Source organism: Actinoplanes sp. NPDC051513 (assembly GCF_044454685.1).
In the GTDB taxonomy this organism is placed as follows: Bacteria; Actinomycetota; Actinomycetes; order Mycobacteriales; family Micromonosporaceae; genus Actinoplanes.
On the sequence record NZ_JBITDW010000018.1, the window covers coordinates 45,569 to 60,657 of the forward strand.

Sequence of the window (15,089 nt, forward strand, 5' to 3'; positions counted from 1 at the left end):
CGGCCCTGGGTGCGCGCTTCGCCTGGCTCCACGTGCTGATCGGCCTCGGACTCGTCGCGGTGTTCTGCCTCGGGCCCGAGTGGGTCCAGACACCCAGCTCGGCTCTCGTGATGATCCTCGGCATGGTGGCCCTCTACGCCGGCCCTCGTCGCAACCTCGAGCGCGCCGATCGCCTCCCCTGGCGCCTGATCCGGGCGGCCGGCTTCATGTTCATCGTCGCGAGCGTGATCCGGGCCCTCGTGCCCAGCACCATGGCCACCCCGGTCACGGCCGTGTCGCTCGTCCCGAACTCGTTCGTCCTGCTGGCGTACGTCGGCATCGGTTACGCCTTCGCGCTGATGCTGCGCCGCCGAGGACGACCCGGCCCGGATCGACGCGCTGCTTGTCGGCCTCGCCGCGGCGTTCCTGACCTGGACGTTCGTGATCGCCCCGGCGATCGGCTCGGCCAACCTGACGGCGTTCGAGATCCTCGACGCGCTGTTCCCGATCATCGACGTCGTGCTGCTGGTGCTGGTCGCTCAGCTGATGCTGGCCGGCGGCGCCCAGCAGCCCGCGCTGTGGATGCTGATCGTCGCGGCCGGCTCCATGTTCGTCGCCGACCTGCTGTTCAGCCTGCGCGACGCCCAGATCGTCGATGTCTCCCAGGCGACGATCACCGCGCTGTTCCTGGTGCTGTTCGTGCTGATCCCCGCGTCCGCGCTGCACCCCTCGAGCCGCTCGCTGGTCGAGCCACAGCAGATCGTCGTCCGCGACATGAGCCCGGTCCGCCTGGTGGTCATCGGCCTCGTCGTCGTGGTCCCGACGGTGATCACGTCGCTCATGCCTCTCGGCTCGCTCGCCAACGACCTGATCCGGGCCGGTTTGTGCGCGCTGCTCGTCCTTCTCACGCTCGCCCGCGTGGTGCGGTCCAACAATTCACGCGTACGGGCGGAGCGGGTCACCCGGCGCCGCGCCACCCACGACGCGCTCACCGACCTGCCCAACCGCGAACTGCTGTCGGAGACCGTGGCGCGCTGGGCCGACCGGGCCATCGACGAGCACCTCGAGATCAGCCTGCTCTTCATCGACCTCGACCGGTTCAAGATGATCAACGACCACTGGGGTCACCAGGTCGGCGACGAGCTGCTCTGCGCGGTCGCCGGCCGGCTCGGCGAGCAGGTCCGCGCCGAGGACGTGGTGGCCCGCATCGGCGGCGACGAGTTCGTGATCGCGCTGGCCAGCCCGTCGCATCTGCGGCTGGCCGAGTCGCTCGCCGACCGCCTGCTGGACGAGCTGGCCCGGCCGTTCGAGCTGTCGGTCGGCGACGTGGTCATCTCGGCGTCGATCGGCGTGGCCAAGTCGACCGGCGGCGCCCACGCGCTGGAGCTGATCCGCGACGCGGACACGGCCATGTACAAGGCGAAGGGTTCCGGCCGCAACGCGTACGCCATGTTCGACACCTCCCTGCGCGAGCAGGTCCGCGACCGGGTGAAGCTCGAGCAGTCCCTGCGCGGCGCCCTCGAGCGCGGCGAGCTGGCCGTGCACTTCCAGCCGATCGTCGACCTGGCCACCGAGGAGCTCGACGGCTTCGAGGCGCTCATGCGCTGGCACTCGCCCGAGCTGGGCTTCATCTCGCCGATCGAGTTCATCCCGATCGCCGAGGAGACCGGCATGATCGAGGAGATGGGCGCCTGGCTCCTCCGCGAGTCCGCCCACCAGCTGCTGACCTGGACCGACATGCGCGGGCCCGGCGCACGCCCGCTGCACGTCTCGGTCAACGTGGCCGTCCGCCAGCTCCGCGACGGCACCCTCGTGAAGATCGTCGACGACGTCCTGCGCGAGACCGGCCTGCCCCCGAACGCCCTCTGGCTGGAGATCACCGAGTCCGGCGTCATGGAGGACATCGAGCAGGCCCTGCTGACCCTGAACGCCCTGCACGCCCTGGGCGTCACCCTCTGCATCGACGACTTCGGCACCGGTTACTCCTCGCTCTCGTACCTGCACCGCCTCCCCGTCGGCATTGTCAAGATCGACCGTTCCTTCATCAACGACGTCGGGCAGACCGGCACGAACGAGCCCATCGTCCGTGCCGTGCTCGCGATGACGCACGCCATGGGCCACCGGGTGGTCGCCGAGGGCGTCGAGACCGAGCTCCAGCGGGACTGGCTCCGCGACCAGGGCTGCGACCTGGTGCAGGGCTGGTTCTACGGCAAGGCCGAGCGCCCCGCCAACCTGACGCATTGGATCGAGCGCCCGGTACCCGCCTGACCACCGCCTAAGATCTGCGTCCGGCGCGGCGACCTTGTCGCGCGAGGAAGTGGGGAGTCGTGGTGCGGATTGCGAGTGTCAACGCCTGGGGTGGCGCCCTGGCCGACGATCTCCTGAAATGGCTGCCCGGCAGCGGAGCGCACGTTGTCTGTCTGCAGGAAGTGACCAGGACTCCGGGCCTGACCGGCTGGACGCGCTTTTCCGACGGCGAACGCAGCCTTCCCCAGCGCGCTGCGCTCTTCGATGACGTCCGCGCCGCGCTGCCGCAGCACCAAGCGATCTTTGTGACCAGCGATTCCGGCCCGGTGCGCGACGACGAGGGTCGCCGCCATCGGCAGGACTTCGGCCTGGCGACCCTGGTCGGGGAGGACCTGCCGATCGTCGGTGTCGACTCGGCCTTCGTGCACGGGCAATTCACCGACCACGCCGAGTGGACGGTCGCCGACCGTCCCCGCGTCGCCCTCGCCGTGCGGACGGTTGACCGCGCCGCCGGCCGGTCGGTGTGGGTCGTGCAGGTGCACGGCTTGCGTGACCCGCTCGGCAAGGCCGACACCCCGGCGCGGCGCCTCCAGGCCGAGCGGCTCGCCGCGCTCGTGCGCCGGATCCGTGATCCACGCGACCTGGTGGTGGTGTGCGGCGACTTCAATGTGTTGCCCGACAGCGAGACATTCGGGGTATTGGCGGAGGTCGGTCTCACCGACCTGGTCGGCGTCGCCGACACCCGCACCTCGCACTATCGCAAGGCGGTGAGACACGCCAGCTATCTGCTGGTTTCCGATGTCGCCGCCGTCAAACGATGCGACATCCTGGCGGAACCGGAAGTCTCCGACCACCGCGCGTTGATTCTGGAGATTTGAGCCGACCAGAAGGGCGTCGCATCCGGTCATCGACGGCACGCAGTCGGCCTCGGAGTCGCCGGCCGGAACCGTCCAGGCCCGCCCCGCGTCCAGCCGGATCACGAATCGGGGAGCCGGCGGATGCGCACCTCGAAGCGGCCGGTGAACCCGCGACGATTACCCTGGGCGGCGGAGGCTGTCGATGAAGAAGCGGGTACGGCGGTCGTAGTCCTCGCGCGTCTGTCCGGGCAGCGCGCGCAGGGCGAGTCCGTTGGCGACGTCGGCGTAGTACAGGTCGGCGGCGGTGAAGCCGGGCCTGAGCACGCCCGCGTCGTGGCCGCGCTGGAGCAGGTGTTCGGTCGCGTCGGTGGCCGCATTGGCGAGCGCGACCAGCTGCCGTGAGTTCGGGTAGGTCATCAGCAGCGCGTCGGTGAAGGCGGGCTCGCGGTACAGCAGGTCGCGCCGGTCGGCGACGTACGTGGCGATGGCCTGCCACGGATCGTCGACGCGCCGCGCCCTCTGCATGATCGCGTCCATCTCGGCGGCGACGAGCTCGCCGATCACGGCGTCGATGAGGCCGTCCCGGCCGCCGAAGCGGTTGTACACGGTGGCCTTGCTGACCCCGGCCGCGGCCGCGATCTCCTCGAGCGGCGTGTTCAGCCCACGCCCGCGGAACGCGGCGATGGCGGCGGCGCGGATCTGGGCGACGTTGCGGGCCGCATCGGCGCGCAACGTCGGTCGCATCGCGGTCGCGCCGGTCTCCACGAGGGCCATCGTATCAACTTGACTCGGAAGTTAAGTTAACCCTAGGGTCAGGTTATGACCAGATCCATCGCCGTACTCGGGGCAGGCCCGGGCCTCGGCCAGGCGGTCGCGCACCGCTACGCCCGTGAGGGTTACGCCGTCGCCGTCGTGGCCCGTCGCCAAGAGGCGCTCGACGGGCTCGCCGAGCAGCTGACCAGGGCCGGGGCGCAGGCGCATGCGATCGCCGCCGACCTTGCCGACACCGGCGCCATCCCGGCGCTGGCCGAGCGCATCCGGGCCGCAGTCGGCGACGTCGACGCGCTGTACTACGGCGCCGCGGCCAACGGATTCGTCCCCGTCCTGGAACTGACCCCCGAGCGGGTCGACGAGCTCATGCCGCTCGGCGTGCACGCGCCGCTCTCCCTCGTACGGGAATTCCTGCCCTTCATGATCGCCCAGGGTGACGGTGCGATCCTCAGCGCGCAGGGCGCCAGCGCGCTGCACGGCAACCCGGACATCGCCGGCGGGCTGGCCCTGGCCGCCCAGCGCAACCTCCTCCAGGCGCTGCACGCCGCGGTGGCCGGGAAGGGCGTCTACGTCGGCGGCCTCTACATCGGCGCCGCCATCGAGAACACGCCGTTCCATGCCCAGCTGGAATCGGCCAGGGCCGCCGGCAACCCGGTTCCCGACATCCCCTCGGTCGACCCGGCGGTTCTGGCCGACCTGCTCTGGACCATGCACCACCAGACCCGCCCGCCGGAGGCCACGTATCCTTCGTAGACCATGACATCCAGACTGCGGGTGACGACCCGCAACGCGCGGTTCCAGCAGTGGGAGGCCCTGCTCGGCAACCGCACCAAGCGTCAGCGCCGCGGTGAGTTCCTCGTGCAGGGCGTCCGGCCCATCACCATGGCCGTTCAGCACGGGTGGCAGGTCCGGGAACTGCTGTACGACGCGGGCGCCCACCTGTCGGCATGGGCCGGCGAGACCCTCGACGCGGTCGGCGCCGAGAAGATCGCCGTGTCCCGTGAGCTGATGCACGAGCTGGGCGGGAAGGCCGACACCGTACCGGAACTGCTGGCCGTGGTCGCGATGCCGGAGGACGACCTCGACCGCATCCCCACCGTCCCCGCGATGCTCGCGGTCGTGTTCGACCGCCCCACGAGCCCGGGGAACATCGGCACGCTGATCCGCTCCGCGGACGCGTTCGGCGCGGGCGGCGTCGTGGTCACCGGCCACGCCGCCGACGTGTACGACCCCAAGGCGGTGCGCGCGAGCACCGGATCCCTGTTCGCCCTGCCGGTGGTGCGGGCGCCTTCGCACCAGGCCGTTCTTTCGTGGATCGAGGCTGTCCGCGACGGCGGGATCGACCTTCATGTAATGGGCACCGATGAGCACGGCGACCGGGACGTCGCGGAGTACGACTTCACCCGGCCCACGCTGACCCTGATCGGGAACGAGACCACCGGGCTCAGCTCCGCCTGGCGCGACGCCTGCGACCACCTCGTCCGGATCCCGATGTCCGGGTCGGCCAGCTCCCTCAACGCCGCCACCGCCGCGACCGTCGTGCTGTACGAAGCGGCCCGCCAGCGGGCCGCCGCACGCGCATGACGGCTATCTCCGGTGCAGCCAGGCCAGCAGATCGGGCGGGGCCAAGTCGGCGACCCTCCGGTGGTAGCGGCTGAGCTCTTCCGGCCACCGTCCTGCCGGTACGTCGATGGCGAGCCAGGCGGCGATGTGTCGCATCTGCCCGTCCAGGTCGGTCAGAAGATCGTCGTAGTGCACCAGCCGGACGTTGCGCTCCTCGCGGCGTCGCCAGGCGTCAGCCAGGTGCAACAGGACGCCGGGCAGGGAGTCCAACTCCGTCCGCGGATCGCTGTCGCGCTCGATCCAGCGCACCAACCACGAGTGCAGCGGTGGCCGCTCGCCCGGCGTGCCGCTGGGCGCCGGTGCGCGGGTGAGCCGGCGCAGCCGTTCCCGGTCGATGTTGTCGCCCTGGTGGTAGAGGACGTCGAGCGGGAGGAACTGCTGCTCGGCGTGATGCGGGAGATCGACTTCGACGAGCCGCCGCACCTGCGCAGGCCCACGCCGGACGGGTGGATGGACAGGTAGCCCTACCGCTGGAAGTACTCCGACATCATGGCGCTGACCCATTCCGGTTGCTTGGTGCCGGCCGGGAGGAACTCCGCCATCGCCGGCTTCACGTCGATGACCGGGGTGCCGGAGACCGCGTCGAGGCCCACCACCGTCAATTCGCGGCCGTGGACGGATGCGATGGCGCAGCAGGTGACCCCGATGCGGTTCGGCCGGCGGGGGCCGCGGCCGGCGAAGATGCCCATGGGCGGGAGGTCGGCGCGGCCGCGGTAGGGCCGCGGTTCGCGGTAGTCGCCGTCGTCCGGGAACTGGTCGAAGACGAACAGGACCTCCACGTGGGAGAAGCCCTCGAGACCCTGCAGGCTCGCCTCGCCGAAGCGCTCGTCGATGGTGATGGTGCTGCGGACGGCACCCCAGTTGTCCGTGTTCTGGACGTCCGTCCGGTCGTTGCGGACCGTGCCGATCGGGGTGATCTCGAAGCTGGGCATGACCTGGAGGCTATCCCGGCCACCAGCCGCTACGCTCGCATGGTGACCGTGGCCGATGAGATCGTCCGTAGCCGGTATGTCAGCCTGACCACCTACCGCAAGGACGGCACGCCGGTGACCACGCCGGTCTGGCACGTGCCGCACGATGCCGAGCTCTGGATCGTGACCGAAGCGGGCTCGGGCAAGGTCAAGCGGATCCGGAACAACCCCCAGGTGCAGGTGACGCCGTGCACCCTGCGCGGGAAAGTGGAGCCCGGCGCGCCGAGCGTGACCGGTACGGCCCGGTTGCTGGACGACGCCGGGACGGAGCAGGCCCGCAAGTTGCTCGCCCGCCGGTACGTCATGTCGCGGGTGGGTAACTGGTTCGCTCGCCTGCTGCGGCTGCGGCGTCCCCCGATGATCGGCATCGTGGTGTCGGTATGACCACCGGACCGGCCCGGGTCGCCGGGCCGGCCGACGTCGACCGGATCGTGGCGATCCTGACGACCGCGTTCTTCCACGACCCGCTGTGGGGGCCGGCGTTTCCCGACGTCGAGCGCCGGGCCGAGCAGGCGGCCGGGTTGTGGCGTTTCTACGTCACCTGCGTGCAGCGCTATCCGTGGACGTTCCTGACGGCCGGCGGTGAGGCCACGGCGGTGTGGATCCCGCCGGGCGGAGTCGAGCTGACCGGCGCCGAGGAGTCCGAGCTGGAGCGCCTGCTGCTCGCCACCACCGGCCGCGAGACGACCGACGGCATCCTCGAGATCATGGCCCAGTTCGATGCGGTCCGGCCCCGCGAGCCGCATTACTACCTGGGCCTGATCGGCACCCACGACGCCCACCGCGGCAAGGGCCACGGAATGCGCCTGCTGGCCGAGAATCTGGCCGCGGTCGACGCGCAGGGCGCCGCGGCCTATCTGGAGTCGTCCAACCCCGCCAACGACGCGCGGTACGGGCGGCTGGGCTTCGCCCCGCACGGAAAGATCACCGCCGCGAGCGGCCACGTGATGACCACGATGTGGCGCCCGGCCCGATGAGCGGCGACCGGCCGGGCGCCCCGCGAAGCCGGTCAGCCCACGACCGGGAGCACCAGCGATGAGGTGTGCCGGACCGTGGTCTCGGTGGGGACCATCCGGGTGGCCGGGCCGGGCGGCTCGCCGGTGCCGTAGTTGCGCAGGAAGCGCGGGTGGGCGCCGCCGCTCACCTGCAACCGGAGGCGATGGCCGGGCTTGAACCGGTGCCCGGCCGGACCCATGTCGACGACGACCCGGCCCGGCGCGGAGAACCGGGTCAGCCCGTCGCAGACGTTCACGGACTGGCCGGCGGGGTCGACGTCGCAGAGGCGGACGAAAAGATCGCCGCCGGCGGCGGTCGTCGAGGCGTCGACCTCGGCCCGCACCGCGCCCATCACCTCGACGGCCTCGAGCAACGGCTCGCCGGTGAAGACGAGCACGTCGGGGCGCGCCTCGAGGACGGCGTTGTCGCGCCTGCCCTGCGTCCTGGACTGCAACGGGCCGCCGATCGACGGGGTCGGGTGCGATGGATCGTACGGAAAACTCGTCGAACCCGGACCCTCGGAAAGCCGCAGCGTGCCGTCGCCGAGGAACCACCGCTGCTCCTGCCCGGCCGGAGGCCAGGACGGCAGATCGCGCCAGTGCTCCGCGCCGGTGACGAAGACCCGCACCCGGTCGGCCGGGGCCTCGCCACGAAGGCGGCGCATCGCCTGGCCGAACACCTCGGCCCAGCCCTGTTCGAGCGCCGAGGTGTGTGTCCACGGGCCGATCAGCAGGTCGGGGTCGTGGCCGGCCGCGCGCAACCGGGTGTAGGCCTCGATGACCTGGTCGGGCGCGAGATCCCACCAACCCGTGCAGAGGCTGACCGGCACGGCGAGCTTGTCGGCGACCGGCATGAGATCGCTGTCGGCCCAATGCTCGGGCTCGGGGTGCGCGATCCACTCCTCGAACGCCGGCCGGCGACCCCCGAAGACCGCCGGATAGACGTCGAGCAGCGGCACCTGGGTGATCACGCGCTTGAGGTGGCGCTGCATGCGCAGAATCGCCCACAGGTAGTCGCGGGCGCGCAGGGCCTGCCCGAACAGCCCGATCCCGCCGACCAGCGAACGTTCCAGCGCGAAGGCGCCGCCCGGCCAGAAGAACCGGTGCGGGTCGGCCAGGCCGACCTGCATGATCGCTCCGCGCCATTCCGGCGGCGGGTCGAGGGCGAGGGCCATTTGCGCGTACGCCATGTAGCTCGCCCCCATCGTGTACAGATCGCCGGTGAACCACGGCTGGTCGCGCAGCCACGCGACGGCGGCCTGACCGTCGCCCGCCTCGTTGTGCCAGGGGTGGAACTCGCCGCCCGAGCCGCCCGTGCCGCGGCTGCTCTGCAGGATCACGTGGTAGCCCTGCTCGGCGACGAGGGCGCCGTACAGGTAGTTGAAGGGGAATCCGGAGCGTATGTAGGGCGCGCGGATCAGCACGGTGGGGCAAGGCTCGTCGGTGAGCGGAGCGTAATGGTCGGTCAGCAGGGGGCTGCCGTCGGCGGCGGGCACCGGCCGGGCCGGCTCCCAGCGGACGTCATACCGTGCGGACGGTCCCTTGCGGGCCCGCCGCATGAGCATTCGGAGGAAGAGCGGGAGTCTCTGCATGGCGCACGCTCCTTTTATCGTACGTTGTACTGGAAATGCTACCAGGAGGAAGCCATGACTCGCGGACGCCCACCGGCGCACACCCGGGACCAGGTCGTCGAGGCCGCGATCCGGGTCGCCGACGCCGAGGGACTGGCGGCCGTGACGATCCGGCGCATCGCCACCGAGATCGGCGCCGGGGCGATGTCGCTCTACACGTACGTGCCGGACAAGGACCGCCTGCTCGATCTGATGGTCGACCGGGCCGGCGCCTCGATGCCGGCCGTGCCGATCAGCGGTGACTGGCGCGCCGACCTGCTGGCCCTGGCCGGCGCGCAGCGGTCGCTGATGCTGGCCCATCCGTGGCTGCCGGCGGCCCTGCCCAACCGGCGGCTGACCGGCACGCACATGCTCGGCTATCTGGAGCGGGGCCTGGCCGCGCTGGCGCCGACCGGCCTGGACGGCCCGACGAAGATGGAGCTGATCGCCCTGATCACCGGCTTCGTCGCGTCGTACGTGACCAACGAGCTGGCCGGCGCGACGCCGACGGCCGAGCAGGTCACGCTGATCACGTCGGCGATCGCGACCGGCGGCTTTCCGCACCTGGCGGCGGCGCTGGCGGAGGGCGGCGAGCGGCGCGAGCCGTCGTTCGAGCGCATCGCGAGCTGGACGATCGCCGGCCTGGTCGAGCAGGCTTCCCGGGCCGGCTGACCCCGGCGGGTCCCTACGCTCCTGGGTAACCCCAGATCGACGACGGAGGAGGACACGGCCGTGCGGTTCGAGCATCGCAACACCGAGATCGGCGCGGGCCTCGTCGACCGCGTGTGGCGCACCCGCAGCGACGCCGAGGACACGATGACGTCCGCGGCGCGCACCTGCAGTCATCTGATCCTCGTGCGGACGCGGGGACGCCTGCTCGCCAGCCTGCGCGGGCCGGAGACGAGGGCGACCACCACACCGGTCCCGCCCGACGCCGAGTTCCTCGGTGTCAGGTTCGCACTCGGCACGGTGATCCGGCCGCACCCCGCGGCCTCGCTCCTCGACAGGTCGGTGCCGCTCCCGGTCACGGATTCGGGCCGGATCGTCATCGGCGGCGAGGACTGGGAGGCGCCGACGTACGAGAACGTCGAGCGCTTCGTCCGGCGGCTGCAGGACGCGGGCCTGCTGACGCGATCGCGCCTCGGAGAGGAGCACGCCCGGCGCACCCTTCAGCGCCGCTACCGCGCGATCACCGGGCTCTCGCCGACCGCCGTGACGCAGATCGACCGCGCGAACGCCGCCGCCACGATGCTGCGCGACGGTCTCGACTGGCGCGCGGTCGTCGCGACGCTGAGGTACTTCGACCAGGCCCACCTCGCACATGCGCTGCGCCGCTATGTCGGGCACACCGCGCGCGAGCTGCAGGCGGGCGACCGCCCCTCGATGTCGTTCCTGTACAAGACCGGCCCGGGGCCCGGCAGCTAGCGTCCCCTCCGGGCCGGCCACGGCGGCCGTCCACGACCCGGAACCCGGAGGAGAACCGTGCTGCTCAGCGTCAACACCTTCGTCAGTCTCGACGGCGTCATGCAGGGACCCGGAAACCCCGACGAGGACCGCTCCGGCGGCTTCGACCGCGGCGGGTGGCTCGTCCCGTACGCCTCGGCGCACACCACCGCGGTCGTCGAGAGCTGGTTTCGGGAGGCGGGCGCGTTTCTCTTCGGCCGTACGAGCTACGGCCTGCTCGGCGGGTACTGGTCGAAGGTCGCCGAGCCCGGTGACCTGATCGCCACCAAGCTCAACACGCTGCCGAAGCATGTCGTCAGCTCGACGCTGACCGGCGAGCAAGCCGATTGGAGCCCTACGACGGTCCTGAGCGGCGACCCGGTCGACGAGATACGCCGCCTCAAGGAGCTTCCCGGCCGGGAGCTCCAGGTGCACGGCAGCTGGAAGCTCGTGCAGACGTTGCACCGGGCGGGGCTTGTCGACCTCTACCGGCTGCTCCAGTACCCGGTCGTCGTCGGCGCGGGCAAGCGCCTGTTCCCGGACGGATCCACGCCCGCGACGTTCGCGATCGACGAGGAGAGCTCGCGCGTGCTGCCCGGCGGCGTCGTCTCGCTGACCCTCGAACCGGTGGGACTCGGCGCGATCTCCGCGGGCGCGTACATCGTTGACGACGGGCGCTCGACGACGGTCCTCGGTCAGGATCGGCGAGGAACTCCGGCCGTGTCGACGAGCACGAAACCCGTTTAGCGCTCCTCGCCTCTGGGGTAAACGGTCGCCGCCATCACATTCCAATGAGGAGCGACGATGTCAGTTCAGGCTGCCCTTTATCTGATCGCGGTCATTCTGCTGGTGCTCGCGGCGCTGCCATTGCCGACCCGGGGAATCAGCTTTGCGCTGCTCGGGGCCGCGTGCGCGCTGCTCGCCTACTCATGGAACACGATCACCGGCTAGGGCTCGACGATCAGAACCACCTTGCCCCGGCTGTGGCGGGACTCGACCGCGGCGTGGGCGGCGGCCACGTCGGCGAACGGGTAGGCGCGCACCGGCATCGTGACCTTGCCCGAGGCGGCCAGCGCGACCACCTCGGCCAGGCGCTCGGGGCTCCGGCCGGCCCGCACGACCAGGGCTCCGTGTTCGGCGGCGGCCTTGTCGTCCACGATGGTGCCCACCCGGGCCGGCGGGATGCCGAGCGCGATCGACTGGGCGATGGCCTCGCCGCCGGCGGCGTCCAGGGCGACCGTGGGCGTCGTCGCCAGGGCACGCACCGCATCGACGAGGCCATCACCGTAGGTGACTGGGGTCGCGCCGAGCTGTCGCAGGTAGTCGTGGTTGGCGGGGCTCGCGGTGCCGATCACGGTGGCGCCGCGCAGGCGCGCGAGCTGGGTCGCGACGGTGCCGACGCTGCCGGCCGCGGCGTGCACCAGCAGCACATCGCCATCGCCGACGCCGAGCTCGTTCAGCGCGCCGCTCGCGGTCTGCGATGCCGCGACGAGCGCGGCCGCGGTGGGCAGATCCAGGCGGTCCGGCTTCCGCACCACATTGCGTACGGGTACGCAGAGCAACTCCGCGTACCCGTTGAACATCGTTGAACCCAGCACCGCGTCACCGACCTCGAGGCCCGCCTCGCTCGCGCCCTCCCCGAGGCGATCGATCACCCCCGAGTACTCCTGGCCGATCTGCTGCGGGAAACTCACCTGCGCCCAGGGCATCTCGCCCCGTCGCACGAAGACGTCGAACGGCTGCACCCCGGCGGCCCGCACCCGGACCCGGACCTCGCCCGGCCCCGGCTCGGGATCGGGCAGTTCGGCAACGCGCAGGACGTCGGGCGGACCGAAGCGGTCGAAGACAACGGCTCTCATCGGGTCACTCTGCAAGGTGAAGTCAGGTTGAGGTCAAGGGCTCTGCACGCGTTCTGCACGCGACCTGCGTCACGGGCACGACGAATCAGGCGTGGCGGCCCGAGCTCGTCGCGGCGGGCCTCAGCCTGCTGGCGCTCGCCCTGCTGATCCCGTTCGGCCTGACCGGCCTGGGGGCCTACGCGATCGCCGCCGCCGTGATCCTCGTGGTCTACACGCTCACCGCCTGGTGGTTCGGCCGATAGCAAACCGATGCCCGCGCGACACGGCGGCGGGTCGGGGCCGCGCTAGCGTTCGGCCCATGCGGGTGAGTCTGCGTGGCAGGCAGGGCGGGCGCCGGGTCGACCTGGCGCTCGGCCTGCTGCTGGCCGCGGGCGTGCTCACCGGGACCGCGGCCAACACCATCGGGGTGAACTGGCCGCTCGATCTGATCCAGCTGCACGCCGCCGCCGCGCTGGCGATCCTTCTGCTGGCGCCCTGGAAGTACGTGGTGATCCGGCGCGGTCTGCGACGCACGCGGCGACGGCGGGCCACCAAGGCGCTGTCGCTGACCCTCGCGGCGTTCGTGCTGATCACGATCGGCAGCGGCCTTCTGCACTCGACCGGCCGGGTCGAGTTCGTCGGGCCGCTCACCCTCATGCAGATCCACGTCGGCGCTGCGATCGGCGCGCTGCTCGCCCTGACCGCGCACTTCCTAGGCCACGCCGTACGCCCACGCCGCACCGACGCCGACCGGCGGGCCCTGCTGCGGCTGGGCGTGCTCGGCGGCGCGGCGGCCGTGGCCACCGTCGCCTGGGACGCGGGGGCGGTCGCCACCGGGCGACGCTTCAGCGGCTCGATCGCCAAGCCGTCGCTGGAGGTCACCTCCTGGTTCGACGACGGCGTTCAGCGGATCGACCCGGCCGGGTGGACCCTGCGGGTCGGTGCGGCCACGTTCGATCTCGACGCCATCCGGGCCCTGCCGCACGAGCGTTTCACCGCGATCCTCGACTGCACCAGCGGCTGGTACAGCAGCCAGGACTGGGACGGCGTACGCCTGAGCACGCTCATCGCCGCGGCCGGGCTGCCGGCGGAGGGCTGGCGCAGTCTGGAGGTCCGGTCGACGACCGGTTACGCCCGCTGGTTCGGCGCCGGCGCCACCGGCGACGTCTGGCTCGTGACCGCGGTCGCCGGTCTTCCGCTCTCGTACGGCCACGGATTCCCGGCCCGCATCGTGGCGCCCGGTCGCCGCGGCTTCTGGTGGGTCAAATGGGTGGCCTCTGTCGAGCCGTCCCAGCGCCCACCCTGGGCGCAGTCGATCTTCCCGCTGAGCTGAGGATCTGCTCGAGGCCCGCCAGGTCGCCGCGGCGGGACGCGGTCGAGAAGGCTTGCAGGAAACTGTGGGCGGGAGACTCGTACGGACGGCGGCCGGCCACGGTGACGCGGGAGCGGGCGCGGGTCACGAGCTGCCGTGCGTTGGCGGGGCTGGTGCGCAGGAGCTCGGCGATCCGGGCGTACGGGTATTCGAAGCCCTCCCGCAGCACGTACGCGGCTCGTTCCGTCGGTGGCAGGCGGTCGGCCACCAGCCGCACGGCCGACTCGATGGCCTCGCGCCGCTCGGCCTCGGCGTGCGGGCCGGCCTCGCGGTCGGCCGTTTCCACGTGCTGGTCGGGGGCGACGTAGCTCTCGTGCCGGCGGCGCGCGGACTGGATGAGGTTGATGGCCAGCCGCCCGGTCACGGTGGCCAGGAACGCCTCGGCGTTGAGCACCGTGGCGCGGTCGGTGCGCTGCCAGCGCAGCCACACGTCCTGGAGGATGTCGTCGGCGTCGTCGGCGTTGCCGGCGATCCGGCGGGCGATGGCCAGCAGGCGCGGGCGCAACCGGACGAACTCGTCGAGGTCGGCGCAGGACCAGGTGCTCATCGTCCGGCCTCCTGCTCCGCGGTGCGGCCGAGCTTCTCCGTGCGGCCGAGCTTCTCCGTGCGGCCGAGCTTCTCCGTGCGGCCGAGCTTCTCCGTGCGGCCGAGCTTCTCCGTGCGGCCGAGCTGAGCGGCGGCGCGGATGATGTCGGCCGTGACCCGGGGCTGGGACATGTGCACGGCGTGGCTGGCGGCGATCTCGGTCACCGTGGCGCCGGCGCGGGCGGCCATGGTGTGCTGCGCCGCCGCCGGGATGATCCGGTCGTCCGCGGTCACCAGGCAGGAGGTGGGCTTGTCGCGCCAGGCGGGCCGGTTCACCCGGCCGCCGGCCGCGTCGACCCCCCACGGCACCTGCGAGCCGGCCAGGAAACGTGCCTCCGCGTACGGGAGATCGGCCGCGTACGTCTCCGGGAACTTCTCCCGGTCGAGCAGCAGGAAACCGTCCTGGGGCGGCAGGGCCGGGGGAAGAAGGCCCAGGGTGCTCACCGACTCGTACGCGTCGGGCAGGTATCCGGCGATGTAGACCAGGGCGGCGACCGCGTCGTGCGAGCCGGCCTCGGTGATCACCACCCCGCCGTACCCGTGACCGGCGAGAACGCACGGCCCGTCCTGCGCCCGCAGGACCCGGAGGGTGGCCAGGACGTCGCCCGCGAGCGACAGCGTGGGGTTCTGGACCACGGTGACCCGGTACCCGTCCGCGGCGAGCAGGTCGTGCACCCGCCGCCACCCCGAGCCGTCCACGAATCCCCCGTGAACGAGCACGATGTTCTTTGTCTGTGTCATGGCCGGAGGGTCCGGCGGGGGGTGTGTCGGAGGCATCAGGGATAACCCTCGACAGGG

At 71.6% G+C, this 15,089-nt stretch carries 19 protein-coding genes; 11 read left to right on the forward strand and 8 right to left on the reverse strand.

Annotation, left to right across the window (positions count from 1 at the left end):
• Positions 1–133: 133 nt before the first annotated feature.
• Positions 134–319 carry a hypothetical protein gene (locus ACIA5D_RS37610; RefSeq protein WP_396035247.1) on the reverse strand — a complete coding sequence of 62 codons (186 nt, stop codon included), beginning with the start codon at positions 317–319 and terminating at the stop codon, positions 134–136.
• A gap of 101 nt (positions 320–420) precedes the next feature.
• Here ACIA5D_RS37610 and ACIA5D_RS37615 point away from each other — a divergent pair, with 101 nt between their 5' ends.
• Together ACIA5D_RS37615 and ACIA5D_RS37620 are read left to right on the forward strand one after the other, a co-directional pair.
• The gene (locus ACIA5D_RS37615) at positions 421–2,247 is read left to right on the forward strand and encodes a putative bifunctional diguanylate cyclase/phosphodiesterase (protein ID WP_396035248.1); all 1,827 of its coding nucleotides are present in this window, start codon (positions 421–423) and stop codon (positions 2,245–2,247) included.
• A gap of 62 nt (positions 2,248–2,309) precedes the next feature.
• The gene (locus tag ACIA5D_RS37620; RefSeq protein WP_396035249.1) at positions 2,310–3,104 is read left to right on the forward strand and encodes an endonuclease/exonuclease/phosphatase family protein; all 795 of its coding nucleotides are present in this window, start codon (positions 2,310–2,312) and stop codon (positions 3,102–3,104) included.
• Between the two features lie 156 nt (positions 3,105–3,260).
• On the opposite strand, the gene ACIA5D_RS37625 is transcribed toward ACIA5D_RS37620, so the two are convergent.
• Positions 3,261–3,857 (reverse strand): TetR/AcrR family transcriptional regulator, encoded by a 597-nt coding sequence (locus tag ACIA5D_RS37625; protein WP_396035250.1) that lies wholly within the window; start codon positions 3,855–3,857, stop codon positions 3,261–3,263.
• Positions 3,858–3,902: 45 nt separating this feature from the next.
• On the opposite strand from ACIA5D_RS37625, the gene ACIA5D_RS37630 reads away from it, so the two are divergent.
• On the forward strand, positions 3,903–4,607 hold the full coding sequence (locus ACIA5D_RS37630; RefSeq protein WP_396035251.1) for an SDR family NAD(P)-dependent oxidoreductase: 705 nt from the start codon (positions 3,903–3,905) through the stop codon (positions 4,605–4,607).
• 3 nt (positions 4,608–4,610) lie between these two features.
• A complete protein-coding gene (locus ACIA5D_RS37635; RefSeq protein WP_396035252.1) occupies positions 4,611–5,438 on the forward strand; it encodes an RNA methyltransferase in 828 nt (275 codons plus the stop codon).
• A 3-nt stretch (positions 5,439–5,441) separates the two neighbouring features.
• On the opposite strand, the gene ACIA5D_RS37640 is transcribed toward ACIA5D_RS37635, so the two are convergent.
• A complete protein-coding gene (locus ACIA5D_RS37640) occupies positions 5,442–5,900 on the reverse strand; it encodes a hypothetical protein (RefSeq protein ID WP_396035253.1) in 459 nt (152 codons plus the stop codon).
• A gap of 41 nt (positions 5,901–5,941) precedes the next feature.
• Positions 5,942–6,409 (reverse strand): SAM-dependent methyltransferase, encoded by a 468-nt coding sequence (locus ACIA5D_RS37645; RefSeq protein ID WP_396035254.1) that lies wholly within the window; start codon positions 6,407–6,409, stop codon positions 5,942–5,944.
• 39 nt (positions 6,410–6,448) lie between these two features.
• Between ACIA5D_RS37645 and ACIA5D_RS37650 the strand changes: the two genes are divergently transcribed.
• Both ACIA5D_RS37650 and ACIA5D_RS37655 read left to right on the forward strand, forming a co-directional pair.
• Entirely contained in the window at positions 6,449–6,832 is a 384-nt protein-coding gene (locus ACIA5D_RS37650; protein WP_396035255.1) for a PPOX class F420-dependent oxidoreductase, read from the forward strand.
• Positions 6,829–7,425 (forward strand): GNAT family N-acetyltransferase, encoded by a 597-nt coding sequence (locus tag ACIA5D_RS37655; protein ID WP_396035256.1) that lies wholly within the window; start codon positions 6,829–6,831, stop codon positions 7,423–7,425. Before ACIA5D_RS37650 ends, ACIA5D_RS37655 begins: the two co-directional genes overlap by 4 nt.
• Positions 7,426–7,457: 32 nt before the next feature.
• Here the strand turns inward: ACIA5D_RS37655 and ACIA5D_RS37660 are convergent, their stop codons facing one another.
• On the reverse strand, positions 7,458–9,035 hold the full coding sequence (locus tag ACIA5D_RS37660) for a CocE/NonD family hydrolase (RefSeq protein ID WP_396035257.1): 1,578 nt from the start codon (positions 9,033–9,035) through the stop codon (positions 7,458–7,460).
• 54 nt (positions 9,036–9,089) lie between these two features.
• On the opposite strand from ACIA5D_RS37660, the gene ACIA5D_RS37665 reads away from it, so the two are divergent.
• Genes ACIA5D_RS37665 through ACIA5D_RS37680 form a run of 4 tightly spaced genes read left to right on the forward strand, consistent with a single transcriptional unit; the run spans position 9,090 to position 11,447 of the window.
• Positions 9,090–9,725, forward strand: a complete 636-nt coding sequence (locus ACIA5D_RS37665) for a TetR/AcrR family transcriptional regulator (protein ID WP_396035258.1) — start codon at positions 9,090–9,092, stop codon at positions 9,723–9,725.
• 60 nt (positions 9,726–9,785) lie between these two features.
• Complete coding sequence (locus ACIA5D_RS37670; protein ID WP_396035259.1) at positions 9,786–10,478, forward strand: helix-turn-helix domain-containing protein; 693 nt, start codon at positions 9,786–9,788, stop codon at positions 10,476–10,478.
• 57 nt (positions 10,479–10,535) lie between these two features.
• A complete protein-coding gene (locus ACIA5D_RS37675; protein WP_396035260.1) occupies positions 10,536–11,243 on the forward strand; it encodes a dihydrofolate reductase family protein in 708 nt (235 codons plus the stop codon).
• Between the two features lie 57 nt (positions 11,244–11,300).
• Complete coding sequence (locus tag ACIA5D_RS37680) at positions 11,301–11,447, forward strand: hypothetical protein (RefSeq protein WP_396035261.1); 147 nt, start codon at positions 11,301–11,303, stop codon at positions 11,445–11,447.
• Here the strand turns inward: ACIA5D_RS37680 and ACIA5D_RS37685 are convergent.
• Positions 11,444–12,355, reverse strand: coding sequence for an NADP-dependent oxidoreductase (locus ACIA5D_RS37685; protein ID WP_396035262.1), 912 nt, complete (start codon positions 12,353–12,355; stop codon positions 11,444–11,446). The genes ACIA5D_RS37680 and ACIA5D_RS37685 overlap by 4 nt on opposite strands.
• A 298-nt stretch (positions 12,356–12,653) precedes the next feature.
• Here ACIA5D_RS37685 and ACIA5D_RS37690 point away from each other — a divergent pair, with 298 nt between their 5' ends.
• Positions 12,654–13,667 carry a molybdopterin-dependent oxidoreductase gene (locus ACIA5D_RS37690; RefSeq protein WP_396035263.1) on the forward strand — a complete coding sequence of 338 codons (1,014 nt, stop codon included), beginning with the start codon at positions 12,654–12,656 and terminating at the stop codon, positions 13,665–13,667.
• Here the strand turns inward: ACIA5D_RS37690 and ACIA5D_RS37695 are convergent.
• Positions 13,597–14,253, reverse strand: a complete 657-nt coding sequence (locus tag ACIA5D_RS37695) for a sigma-70 family RNA polymerase sigma factor (RefSeq protein ID WP_396035264.1) — start codon at positions 14,251–14,253, stop codon at positions 13,597–13,599. The genes ACIA5D_RS37690 and ACIA5D_RS37695 overlap by 71 nt on opposite strands.
• Entirely contained in the window at positions 14,250–15,032 is a 783-nt protein-coding gene (locus ACIA5D_RS37700) for an alpha/beta fold hydrolase (protein WP_396035265.1), read from the reverse strand. The genes ACIA5D_RS37695 and ACIA5D_RS37700 overlap by 4 nt, the downstream gene beginning before the upstream one ends.
• Positions 15,033–15,089: the final 57 nt, after the last annotated feature.

What these genes read in the sequence shown, in the direction of transcription:
- ACIA5D_RS37610 (WP_396035247.1), bottom strand. Translation starts at nt 319, where the DNA reads ATGCCGACGTACGCCAGCAGGACGAACGAGTTCGGGACGAGCGACACG.
- ACIA5D_RS37625 (WP_396035250.1), bottom strand. Translation starts at nt 3,857, where the DNA reads ATGGCCCTCGTGGAGACCGGCGCGACCGCGATGCGACCGACGTTGCGC.
- ACIA5D_RS37630 (WP_396035251.1), top strand. Translation starts at nt 3,903, where the DNA reads ATGACCAGATCCATCGCCGTACTCGGGGCAGGCCCGGGCCTCGGCCAG.
- ACIA5D_RS37635 (WP_396035252.1), top strand. Translation starts at nt 4,611, where the DNA reads ATGACATCCAGACTGCGGGTGACGACCCGCAACGCGCGGTTCCAGCAG.
- ACIA5D_RS37645 (WP_396035254.1), bottom strand. Translation starts at nt 6,409, where the DNA reads ATGCCCAGCTTCGAGATCACCCCGATCGGCACGGTCCGCAACGACCGG.
- ACIA5D_RS37650 (WP_396035255.1), top strand. Translation starts at nt 6,449, where the DNA reads ATGGTGACCGTGGCCGATGAGATCGTCCGTAGCCGGTATGTCAGCCTG.
- ACIA5D_RS37655 (WP_396035256.1), top strand. Translation starts at nt 6,829, where the DNA reads ATGACCACCGGACCGGCCCGGGTCGCCGGGCCGGCCGACGTCGACCGG.
- ACIA5D_RS37660 (WP_396035257.1), bottom strand. Translation starts at nt 9,035, where the DNA reads ATGCAGAGACTCCCGCTCTTCCTCCGAATGCTCATGCGGCGGGCCCGC.
- ACIA5D_RS37665 (WP_396035258.1), top strand. Translation starts at nt 9,090, where the DNA reads ATGACTCGCGGACGCCCACCGGCGCACACCCGGGACCAGGTCGTCGAG.
- ACIA5D_RS37680 (WP_396035261.1), top strand. Translation starts at nt 11,301, where the DNA reads ATGTCAGTTCAGGCTGCCCTTTATCTGATCGCGGTCATTCTGCTGGTG.
- ACIA5D_RS37685 (WP_396035262.1), bottom strand. Translation starts at nt 12,355, where the DNA reads ATGAGAGCCGTTGTCTTCGACCGCTTCGGTCCGCCCGACGTCCTGCGC.
- ACIA5D_RS37690 (WP_396035263.1), top strand. Translation starts at nt 12,654, where the DNA reads ATGCGGGTGAGTCTGCGTGGCAGGCAGGGCGGGCGCCGGGTCGACCTG.
- ACIA5D_RS37695 (WP_396035264.1), bottom strand. Translation starts at nt 14,253, where the DNA reads ATGAGCACCTGGTCCTGCGCCGACCTCGACGAGTTCGTCCGGTTGCGC.
- ACIA5D_RS37700 (WP_396035265.1), bottom strand. Translation starts at nt 15,032, where the DNA reads ATGACACAGACAAAGAACATCGTGCTCGTTCACGGGGGATTCGTGGAC.